Source organism: Nonomuraea monospora, assembly GCF_039531895.1.
Lineage (GTDB): Bacteria > Actinomycetota > Actinomycetes > Streptosporangiales > Streptosporangiaceae > Nonomuraea > Nonomuraea monospora.
The window spans coordinates 103,774-114,582 of the sequence record NZ_BAAAQX010000034.1 but is presented as its reverse complement, the minus strand read 5'-3'; the positions used below and the strand labels follow the sequence as shown (position 1 = coordinate 114,582).

Genomic DNA, 10,809 nt, shown 5'->3' with positions numbered 1-10,809 from the left:
CCTCTCGCCCACCCTTCCGAAAGTTTCGGGAAATTTATCGCTCCGCCGAGCCGGATCAGCTCCGTGACAAGCCCGGACCGCCCATCGGCAGGATCTGCAACATAGCAGGTTGGCCCCACTCTTGACACGATTCAACCGGCCCCTTATGTTGCCGCAATATTAAACGGATCTGCTTGAAAGTTTCGGCGTCACCCCCGCGTAACACCCCCCGCTCTCGTCGCGGAGGCGCCGTCATGGCCGAAGGGATGGCATGAGGGGCCAGGAACCAATCGACACGAGCTCGACGCGCGGCGAGAGCGAGCCATGGCGGGACGCCCGGTTGTCGCCCGCCGAGCGGGCCGACGCGCTCATCCCGCTCATGACCCTGGAGGAGAAGATCGCCCAGCTCGTCGGGGTGTGGGTCGGCGCTGACGCGTCGGGCGGCGGCGTCGCGCCGCACCAGACCGACATGGGCACGGGCCCCGAGTGGGACGACGCGATCCGGCAGGGGCTGGGCCAGCTCACCCGCCCGTTCGGGACGGCCCCGGTCGATCCCGTGGCGGGGGCGCGCTCGCTGGCGGCGTCGCAGGCGGAGATCGTCAGGGCCAGCAGGTTCGGGATTCCGGCGCAGGTGCACGAGGAGTGCCTGACGGGCTTCGCGGCCTGGCGGGCGACCGTGTATCCGGCGCCGCTGAGCTGGGGCGCCTCCTTCGACCCCGAGCTGCTGGAGCAGGTGGCGGGCCAGATCGGCCGGTCGATGCGCCGCGCGGGCATCCACCAGGGCCTGGCCCCGGTGGTGGACGTGACCAGGGACTACCGCTGGGGCCGTACCGAGGAGACGATCGGCGAGGACCCGTACCTCGTCGGGACGCTGGGCGCCGCGTACGTGCGCGGCCTGGAGGGCGCGGGTCTCGTCGCCACCCTCAAGCACTTCGCCGGGTACTCCAACTCGCGCGGCGGCCGCAACCTGGCGCCGGTCGCGATGGGACGGCGTGAGCTGGCGGACGTCCTGCTGCCGCCGTTCGAGATGGCGCTGCGCCTGGGCGGCGCCCGTTCGGTGATGAACTCCTACGCCGAGATCGACGGCGTGCCGGTGGCGGCCGACGAGAGCATCCTGACGGGCCTGCTGCGCGACGAGTGGGGCTTCGAGGGCACCGTGGTCGCCGACTACTTCTCGGTCCGGTTCCTGGAGCGGCTGCACGGCGTGGCCGGCGACGGCGGGCAGGCGGCCGGGCTGGCGCTGAGGGCCGGCATCGACGTGGAGCTGCCGACGGTGGACACGTTCGGCGCCCCGCTGGTGGACGCGGTCAAGGCCGGTTCCGTGGACGAGGCGCTGATCGACCGCGCGCTGCGCCGGGTGCTGGTGCAGAAGGCCGAGCAGGGCCTGCTGGACGAGGGCTGGCAGCCGCTGCCCGGCCCCGCCGAGGACGTGCGGCTCGACGACGAGCAGAGCCAGGAGCTGGCCCTGCGGCTGGCCCGTGAGGCGATCGTGCTGCTGCGCAACGACGACGCCGTCCTGCCGCTGAGCCCCGCCGCGAAGGTGGCGCTGATCGGCCCCGTCGCCGACGACCCGATGGCGATGCTCGGCTGCTACGCCTTCCCCAACCACGTGGGCCCGCACCCGGAGCAGGGGCTCGGGCTGGACCTGCCGACGCTGCGCGAGTCGCTCGCCGAGCTGGTCCCCGGCCTGGCCTACGCCGAGGGCTGCACGATCACCGGCGCGGAGACGGGCGGCTTCGCCGAGGCGGTCGAGCTGGCGGGGAGCAGCGACGTGGTCGTGCTGGCCGTCGGCGACCGGGCCGGGCTGTTCGGGCGCGGCACCTCCGGCGAGGGCTGCGACGCCACCGACCTGCGGCTGCCCGGCGTGCAGGCCGACCTGGTGCAGGCGGTGCTGGCGACCGGCACCCCGGTGGTGCTGGTGCTGCTGGCGGGCCGCCCGTACGCGCTGGGCGACGAGGTGGCCGCGGCCAAGGCCGTGCTGTTCGGCTTCTTCCCCGGCCAGCGCGGCGGCCAGGCGCTGGCCGAGGTGCTGACCGGCGCCGTGAACCCGACGGGCCGCCTGCCTGTCGGCGTGCCGCGCGACGCGGGCGGCCTGCCGGCGACGTACCTGGCTCCGCCGCTCGGCCGCCGCTCGGACGTCTCGTCGGTGGACCCGACGCCCGCGTACCCGTTCGGGCACGGCCTGAGCTACACCGTCTGCGAGTGGAGCGACGCGAGCGTCAGCGACGCGGAGTGGGCGGTGGACGGCGAGGTGACCGTCCAGGTGACGGTCCGCAACGCCGGGACGCGCGCGGGCGCGGAGGTCGTCCAGCTCTACCTGCACGACCCGGTGGCGCAGACGACCAGGCCGGTGGTCCGCCTGATCGGGTTCGCCCGCGTCCCGCTGGAGGCGGGCGAGTCGGCGCGGGTCACCTTCACCGTCCCGGCGGACGTCACGTCGTTCACCGGGGTCAACGGCCGGCGCATCGTCGAGCCGGGCGACGTCGAGCTGCGCCTGGGCCGTTCGTGCGCGGACGCGGTGGCGACGCTGCCGCTGCGCCTGACCGGCTCAGAGCGCGAGGTCGGCCACGAGCGGCGGCTGCAGGCGCCGGCGCACATCGACCGCAACCCCCCGGAGGGCCGAGGATGAGCACACCCCAGACCCTGACCCCCACCGAGACGCAGCCGCCGGAGACGAAGCCGGCGGCGGGTCGCCGCCGGCGTCAGGGCGGCAGCTCGTGGGGGCGGGCGCTGCGCCGCGACTGGCAGCTCTACTCGCTGGCAGTCCTCCCGCTGCTGTTCTTCCTGGTCTTCCGGTACGCGCCGATGATCGGCAACATCATCGCCTTCAGGAAGTTCGAGCCCGGCGGCAACATCTTCGGTGAAGAGTGGGTGGGCCTGCGCTACGTGAAGCTGTTCCTGAACGACCCCACGTTCTGGAACGTGTTCACCAACACGCTGGTCCTCGGCGGGCTGACCCTGCTCTTCTGCTTCCCGCTGCCGATCGTGCTGGCCCTGCTGCTCAACGAGGTGCGCAAGCGCGCGCTCAAGCGGTTCCTGCAGTCGGTGACGTACCTGCCGCACTTCCTGTCGATCGTCATCGTGGCCGGTCTCGTCATGCAGATCACCTCGATCGACGGGCCGATCAACGCGCTCCTGGGTTACATCGGCAGCGAGAAGATCTCGTTCATGCAGGACCCGGACTGGTTCCGGACGATCTACGTCGGCTCGGAGGTCTGGCAGACCGTCGGCTGGGGCACGATTCTCTACCTGGCCGCGCTGACCACCATCGACGACCAGCTCTACGAGGCCGCCCGGATGGACGGCGCCGGCCGGTGGCGGCAGATCTGGCACGTGACGCTGCCGGGCATCCGGCCGACGGCGGTCACGCTGCTGATCCTCAACATCGGCACGTTCATGGCGGTGGGCTTCGAGAAGGTCTTCCTGCTGTACAACCCGCTGACGTACCCGACGGCCGACGTGATCTCGACGTACGTGTACCGGATGGGCCTGGAGGCGAGCAACTTCAGCTACGCCGCCGCGATCGGCCTGTTCGAGGCGCTGGTCGGCCTGGTGCTGATCCTCTCGGCCAATGTGATCTCCCGCCGCACAGTTGGGACGAGCCTGTGGTGACAACGCACGACATGACCCGGGGCTACCGCGTCTTCCAGTGGTTCAACGGCGTCGTCCTGGCGCTGGTCGTGGTGGTGACGCTCTACCCGTTCGCCAACATCCTGGCCCGCTCGTTCAGCTCGCAGAGCGCCATCGCCGCGGGTGAGGTGAACCTCGTTCCCAAGGGGTTCAACCTGACGACGTACAGGATCGTCGCGTCGGACCCGATGTTCTGGACGAACTATCGCAACACGGTCGTCTACACGGTCGTCGCGACGCTCATCGCGATGGTGATGACCACGTGCTACGCGTACGTGCTGGCCAAGAAGCACCTCAAGGGCCGCAAGTTCCTCGTCGGTGTCGCGGTCTTCACCATGTTCTTCTCCGGTGGCCTGATCCCGAACTACGTGCTGATCACCAGCCTCGGCATGAAGAACTCGATCTGGGCCATCGTCCTGCCCAACGCCATCAGCGTGTTCAACCTCCTGGTCATGAAGGCGTTCTTCGAGAGCCTGCCGCAGGACCTGGAGGAGGCCGCCGCCATCGACGGCCTGAACACCTACGGCATCCTGTGGCGGATCGTGCTGCCGCTGTCGAAGGCGGTCATCGCCACGATGATCCTGTTCTACGCGGTCTCGTTCTGGAACTCCTGGTTCTCGGCGTTCCTCTACATGGACCGCTCTGACCTGTTCCCCGTGACGGTCTATCTCCGCAACCTCATCGCCGGCGCGACCGGCGCGGACTCCTACGGCGCCGCAGCCGCCGAGGTGACGCAGGTGGGGGCCAACATCCAGGCGGTGACGATCGTGCTCACCGTCCTGCCGATCCTGGTCATCTACCCGTTCGTCCAGCGCTTCTTCGTCTCCGGCGTCATGCTCGGCGCGGTCAAGGGCTGACCTCCCGGCGCCTCCCAACCCCCAGAAAGGATCCCCCCATGCGCGACATCTCGCGGCGTCAGGCGATCATCGGCCTCGGTGCCTTCGCCTCCCTCGCCCTGACCGCCTGCGGCAGCGACAGCGAGACCCCTGCCAAGGCCACGGACGCGGCCAACAAGGCGGGCTCGATGGCGTCGTACGGCGTCGGCCAGCAGTTCAAGGCCACCGAGCCGCTGTCGTTCGACGTGCTCTACAACAACCACTCGTTCTACCCGAACAAGCCCGACTGGCTGTTCTGGTCGGAGCTGACCAAGCGCACCAACGTCACGTTCAAGCCGGTCGAGGTGCCGCTCAGCGACTACGAGAAGAAGCGCGGCCTGCTCATCGCCGCCGGCGACGCCCCGCTGATCATCCCGAAGACCTACCACCCGCAGGAGGAGGCGTTCGTCTCCTCCGGCGCGATCCTTCCGGTCAGCGACTACTTCAACCTGATGCCCAACTTCCAGGACAAGGTCGCCAAGTGGCAGCTCCAGCCGGAGCTGAACTCGATCATGCAGACGGACGGCAAGATCTACCTGCTGCCCGGCCTGCACGAGGCCGCCTGGGCCGACTACTCCTTCGCGGTGCGCACCGACATCCTGGAGAAGCTGAAGCTGGAAGTCCCCAAGACGCTGGACGACTTCTACAACATGCTCAAGGCGATGAAGGCCGAGTACCCGGACCTCTACCCGATGACCGACCGCTGGGGCGTGCCCACGCCCGGCGGTAACCTGATCAAGCTCATCGCGCAGGCGTACGGCACCAAGGGCGGCTGGGAGTACCAGCACGCGACGTTCGACACCGCTCAGGGCAAGTTCGTCTACACCGGCGCCATGCCGCAGTACAAGCAGGCCATCGAGTACCTGAACAAGCTGGTGAAGGAGAAGCTGCTCGACCCCGAGAGCTTCACCCAGCAGGACGAGGCCGCCAAGCAGAAGTTCATCTCCGGCAAGTCCTTCGTGATCAGCACCAACGCGCAGGTGCTGATCAACGACTACCGGGCGGCGCTGACCGAGAACGTCAAGGACGCCAAGATCGTCAAGATTCCGGTGCCGACCGGCCCGGCGGGCGACTTCAAGGTCGCCACCCGCCTGGAGAACGGCATCATGATCTCCAAGAAGGCACTGGAGAACAAGAACTTCGTCGCCATGATGCAGCTCATCGACTGGCTCTGGTACTCCGACGCCGGCCTGGAGTTCGCCAAGTGGGGCGTCGAGGGCACGACGTTCACCAAGGACGGCGACAAGTACAAGCTGGCCGACGACATCGACTACGTCGGCCTCAACCCCGGCGCGCCCAAGCACCTGCAGAAGGACTTCGGCTTCGGCAACGGCGTGTTCGCCTACGGCGGCCCCACCAAGCTGCTCCAGTCCACGTTCTCGGACGAGGAGATGGAGTTCCAGAACGTGATGAACGCCAGGAAGCAGTGGCCCGTCGAGCCCGCCGCCCCGCTCAGCGAGGAGGAGCGCGAGCAGGTCTCGCTCTGGGAGACGCCGCTGAAGGACCACGTCACCCAGAACACCCTGAAGTTCATCCTCGGCGAGCGTGACCTGGCCGAGTGGGACGCCTACGTCAAGGAGCTGGAGTCCAAGAACTCCACGCAGTACATCACCCTCGTGAACGGCGCCTACGACCGCTTCAAGAAGTCGCACGGCGGCTGATCACCCTCAGGCCGGGCCGTCTCCCTCCTGCCGGGAGGCGGCCCGGCCGCGTACTTGGCAAGGACTTCTCTTCTGATGCGTTACCCCGTACCCGCCGAGCCCTCCGGACGGCTGTCCGACGCCTGGCGCTTCTGCGTCGGCACCGGACGCTTCGACCTCGCGCTGCGGCGCGACTACCAGGACTCGCTGGCGCTCGTCCAGCGGGAGATCGGTTTCCGGCACATCAGGGGCCACGGCCTGTTCAGCGACGGCGTGGGCGTGCACCGGCCCTACGAGTACGAGGGCGCGCGGCGCGTGCTGCACTCGTTCACGTACCTGGACCAGGTCATCGACGCCTACCTGGAGCTGGGCATTCAGCCCTTCCTGGAGCTCGGCTTCATGCCGTCGGAGCTGGCCTCCGGCGAGCAGACCGTCTTCTGGTGGCGCGGCAACATCACCCCGCCCAGCTCCTGGCAGGAGTGGGCCGGCCTGGTCAGGGCCACGGTCACGCACCTCATCGACCGCTACGGCCTCGACCTGGTGCGCCGCTGGCCGATCGAGGTCTGGAACGAGCCCAACCTCGACGTCTTCTGGCTCGGCGCCGACGAGGCCGCCTACCACCGCCTCTACGAGATCACCGCCCGCACCATCAAGGACGTGGACACGTCGCTGCAGGTCGGCGGCCCGTCCATCTCGCCAGGCTCCGACGAGTGGATGCCGCGCTTCGCCGACTTCGTCACCGCCCGCGACGTGCCGTGCGACTTCCTCAGCCGCCACGCCTACACCTCGGGCCCGGCCCAGCACGTGCCCTTCGGCGTGCACCAGACGATGGGGCCCGCCTCCGGCCTGCTGGAGCAGTTCGCCACCACCCGCCGCCAGGTCGCCGGCGGCCCGCTCGCCGACCTGCCGGTGCACATCACCGAGTTCAACTCCTCCTACCGCCCCGACAACCCGATCCACGACACCGCCTTCAACGCCGCCTACCTGGCCCCCGTCCTGGCCGAGGGCGGCGAGCTGGTGGACTCCTTCTCGTACTGGACGTTCAGCGACATGTTCGAGGAGGCCGGGATCCCGACCTCGATCTTCCACGGCGGCTTCGGACTGCTCACCCACCGGCAGATCAAGAAGCCCACCTACCACCTGTACGCGTTCCTGGCCCGCATGGGCGACCAGCTCCTGACCAGGGGCGAGGACCACCTCGTGACCAGGGACGCCGCCGGCCGCGTCACCGTGCTGGCCTGGGCCCCGGTGGACGTCACGGGCGGCCCCGCCGTCTCCGGGCACACCGTGCGGCTGTCGATCCCGTTCCGCGGCGAGTCGGTGTTCATGCTGCGCTCGTCGGTCAGCGAGGAGATGGGCAACGCCTGGACGGCCTGGTCGGAAATGGGGCGTCCACGGTCACCTCATCCCAAGCAGCTCGATATCCTCCGGGAAGCGGCGGAACCGGTTCGCCGCCACCGGAGCCTGCCGGTCAACGGCGGGACGGTCGAGCTGGATCTGACGCTCGACCGGCACGAGGTCACGCTCGTCGAGCTCAGCCCGGTGGTGGACGAGACGCCGCCGTGGTGGGACGACAGCCGGATCCTCGGCCTGTAGGAGGGCAAGTGACCAGCGACGTGACGAGCACACGGAAGTTCGGCGCCGGCCCGCTCTCCCGGGCCTCCGCGCTCATCTACACCCTGCTGATCGTCGAGCTGCTGGTCCTGCTCACCGCCGTGCCAGGGCTGGCGGCGCTGGTCCTGCTCGACCGCTCCACCGGCAACGTGCCGCTGATGGCCGCCTGCCTGCTGCCCGCCGGGCCCGCGCTCTCCGCCGCCCTGTACGCCCTGCGGCACCGCAGCTCGGAGCTCACCGAACTGCACCCGGCACGGGCCTTCTGGCGCGGCTACAGGCTCAACTTCGGCGCCGCCCTGAAGATCTGGGTTCCCTGGCTCGTGGTGCTGGCCCTGGTCGGGACCAACCTGAGCAACTTCTCCGCCGCGGGCGTGCCGGGGTGGTGGGCCGCGCTCCTGGTCGTGCTGGCGGCCGGGGGGACGTTGTGGGTGGCCAACGCGCTGGTCATCACGTCGCTGTTCGCTTTCAGGGCGGTGGACGTGGCCAAGCTCGCGGCTTGGGGCCTGGGGCGGTTCCCCGGCGCCACCCTGGCGAACGCCTGCCTGCTCATCGTGGCCGGCGGGGTCACGCTGGTGGCCACCGAGGCGGGGCTGGCGCTGCTCGCCTCGGTGTTCAGCGCGACGCTGCTGTGGAACTCGCGTGCGATGGTCGGCGAGGTCGAGCGGCGCTTCACCCGCCAGTAGCAGCACAGCGCGGCGCCGCGGACCCGCGGCGCCGCGCGGCGGCCGTCAGTGGATGGGACGGCCGTGCGCGTCGGGCACCCCCGACTTGCGCAGGAAATAGGTGTTCACCTGGTCCCGCCACTCCTCAGCGCACCGGACCTGCTCGTCGAGCCGCTCCTTGACCCGCGCGTACAGCGCCTCGTCCACCGAGCCCGCCAGCTTCTCCCAGGCCAGCCGCATCGCCGCCGCCTCCTCGGCGCCCGCGAAGTGCGTGTCGTAGATGTGCTGGACGACCGTGCTGCCGCTCTGCAGCACGTGCTCGTAAGGCACGTGGTGGAAGAAGAGCAGCAGCTCGTCGGGGCACTCGGCGAGCGACTCGTACACCTCCGACCACGGCGCCGGATACTGCCCGGTGTAGCCGGTGCCGGTGGCGCGGGTGCGGTCCACGCCGACGCCGTCGCGGTCGGCGAAGTGGTAGGTGCCCCACGGCGTGTACTCGTACCCGTCCACGTCAGGGCCGTAGTGGTGGCCGGGGCGCACCATGAAGCCGACGCCGAGCGGCGCGGTGTAACGCTCGTACGTCTCCCACGAGCCGTCCATCATCTCGTGCAGCGTGGCGCGCACCAGGCCGGGGCCGCCGGGGAAGGTCAGGCCGATCCACTCGTCCAGGATCGCCGCCGGGTCGAGGTCAGGCGCCCAGGCGAGGCGGCCGAACGCGTACAGGTTGGCCTGGGCCAGCGGATGTCCCGTCCAGTACGGGTCGTCCCCCACGTTCGAGACCGCCGTCAGACCGCCGCCGGCCGCCACGTCGGCGACCGTGCGCTCGCCGGGACCCCAGAAGCGGAACCCGAGCACCTCGCTCCACATCGGGCCGAGATAGCAGACGTGCCGCTGCTGGCCCGTGTACTCCTGCGTCACCTGCAGCTCCACCGCGAGCCTGGTGCCCGGCATGGCGGCGATCACGGGGGAGACCGGCTCGCGCGTCTGGAAGTCCATCGGGCCGTACTTGACCTGCACGATCGCGTTGTCCCTGAACTGGCCGTCCAGCGGCGCGAAGTGGTCGTGGGCGGCGCGGGCGCGGTCGGTGGAGCGGTCGCGCCAGTCCTGGCGGTGGTTGTAGACGAACGCGCGCCAGAACACCACACCGCCGTGCGGGGCCAGGGCGTCGGCCAGCATGTTCGCGCCGTCGGCATGGCTGCGCCCGTACGCGAACGGCCCCGGCTGGCCCTCCGAGTCGGCCTTGACCACGTAACCACCGAAGTCCGGGATCGTCTCGTAGACGTGCGCCGTCGTGCGCGCCCACCACTCGCGCACCCCCTCGTCCAGCGGGTCGGCGCTGTCCAGGCCGCCGAGCACGATGGGGGAGGCGAAGTTCACCGACAGGTGCACGCGGATCCCGTACGGGCGCAGCTCCGCCGCGATCGCGGCGACCTCGCCGAGGCGGTCGGTCAGCAGGCGGGCCTCGGTGGCGTGCACGTTCACGTTGTTGATCGCGACCGCGTTGACGCCGGTGGCGGCCAGCAGTCGGGCGTACGCGCGGACCCGCGCCAGGTCCCCGCGCGCCGCGCCGTCCCGCCAGAAGATCGAACCGCCCGAGTAGCCGCGCTCGACCTGGCCCATCACCGGGTGGACGTCGATGTTGTCCCAGTGGTCCAGCATGCGCCGCCGCAGCGCCGGCCGGTGCGCCCTGGCCGGTCGGGCCTCGCCGAACGCGGCCTCGCCCAGCCGGACCACCTCGAACCATCCGTACAACAGGCCCGCGGGGTCGTCCGCCAGCACCACCGTGACGTCGTCATGGCGGGCCAGCACGAAACCCTCGGCGCCGATCTCCGGCTCCCGCACCGCCTGCGCCTCGGGGGGCAAGGCGTCGGCGGACGACAGCGCCAGCACCAGGTCGAACGGCTCGCCGGGCGCCACCACGGCGCCGCCGTGCCGTTCACAGGCCTCGGCCGCCTCGGCCCGCACGGTCGCGGCGAGCGCCTCGCCGCCGAGGTCTGCAACGGGGCCGGGGAGCGCCTCGCCACCGAGGTCCGCAACGGGGCCGGGGAGCGCCTCGCCGCCGAGGTCTCCAACGGGGTCGGTGAGCACGAGCACGCGGCGCGACCCGGCGGCGCGGAACGCCTCGGGAGGCAGCCAGGCCGGATGCACGCCGGGCAAGGGGGGAACGGTCACGGGGGCTCCTTCAGATTTCGGCGAGCGGGCGGGGAAACGCCGCCCGGCCACCCGCCGGCAGCGGGTGAGTGCACTCGCACGCAGCGGTTATGCACAAAATCTATCGGTTCCCGCCGAGCCGCCCCCCACCGCCTCACGCGGTCGCGTTGAACGGCGTGAGCCACAGCCTGATCGAGGCCGGAGCGTGGTCTGGATGGAGATGGACCAGTCGGCCACGTCGTCGCAGGGGTAGAGCTC

Annotated in this window: 7 protein-coding genes; 6 read left to right on the top strand and 1 reads right to left on the bottom strand. The window is 70.2% G+C overall.

Translation table 11 applies throughout. The features are described 5' to 3' along the window. The first annotated feature begins 250 nt into the window (after nucleotides 1–250). From ABD331_RS45205 to ABD331_RS45180, 6 genes are all read left to right on the top strand, one after another. Complete coding sequence (locus ABD331_RS45205; RefSeq protein ID WP_344489714.1) at nucleotides 251–2,608, top strand: beta-xylosidase/alpha-l-arabinosidase; 2,358 nt, start codon at nucleotides 251–253, stop codon at nucleotides 2,606–2,608. Continuing rightward, a complete protein-coding gene (locus tag ABD331_RS45200; RefSeq protein WP_344489711.1) occupies nucleotides 2,605–3,591 on the top strand; it encodes an ABC transporter permease in 987 nt (328 codons plus the stop codon). Before ABD331_RS45205 ends, ABD331_RS45200 begins: the two co-directional genes overlap by 4 nt. Continuing rightward, complete coding sequence (locus ABD331_RS45195) at nucleotides 3,588–4,466, top strand: carbohydrate ABC transporter permease (protein ID WP_262379883.1); 879 nt, start codon at nucleotides 3,588–3,590, stop codon at nucleotides 4,464–4,466. The genes ABD331_RS45200 and ABD331_RS45195 overlap by 4 nt, the downstream gene beginning before the upstream one ends. Nucleotides 4,467–4,504: 38 nt before the next feature. Then, nucleotides 4,505–6,145: an ABC transporter substrate-binding protein gene (locus tag ABD331_RS45190; protein WP_344489706.1), complete on the top strand. Its 1,641-nt coding sequence runs from the start codon at nucleotides 4,505–4,507 to the stop codon at nucleotides 6,143–6,145. 75 nt (nucleotides 6,146–6,220) lie between these two features. Continuing rightward, a complete protein-coding gene (locus ABD331_RS45185; RefSeq protein WP_344489703.1) occupies nucleotides 6,221–7,720 on the top strand; it encodes a GH39 family glycosyl hydrolase in 1,500 nt (499 codons plus the stop codon). An 8-nt stretch (nucleotides 7,721–7,728) separates the two neighbouring features. Then, the gene (locus ABD331_RS45180; protein ID WP_344489700.1) at nucleotides 7,729–8,421 is read left to right on the top strand and encodes a DUF624 domain-containing protein; all 693 of its coding nucleotides are present in this window, start codon (nucleotides 7,729–7,731) and stop codon (nucleotides 8,419–8,421) included. 45 nt (nucleotides 8,422–8,466) lie between these two features. Here ABD331_RS45180 and ABD331_RS45175 read toward each other — a convergent pair whose 3' ends face one another. Beyond that, nucleotides 8,467–10,572 (bottom strand): alpha-glucuronidase, encoded by a 2,106-nt coding sequence (locus ABD331_RS45175; protein ID WP_344489697.1) that lies wholly within the window; start codon nucleotides 10,570–10,572, stop codon nucleotides 8,467–8,469. Nucleotides 10,573–10,809 lie beyond the last annotated feature (237 nt).

What these genes read in the sequence shown, in the direction of transcription:
- ABD331_RS45205 (WP_344489714.1), top strand. Translation starts at nt 251, where the DNA reads ATGAGGGGCCAGGAACCAATCGACACGAGCTCGACGCGCGGCGAGAGC.
- ABD331_RS45200 (WP_344489711.1), top strand. Translation starts at nt 2,605, where the DNA reads ATGAGCACACCCCAGACCCTGACCCCCACCGAGACGCAGCCGCCGGAG.
- ABD331_RS45190 (WP_344489706.1), top strand. Translation starts at nt 4,505, where the DNA reads ATGCGCGACATCTCGCGGCGTCAGGCGATCATCGGCCTCGGTGCCTTC.
- ABD331_RS45185 (WP_344489703.1), top strand. Translation starts at nt 6,221, where the DNA reads ATGCGTTACCCCGTACCCGCCGAGCCCTCCGGACGGCTGTCCGACGCC.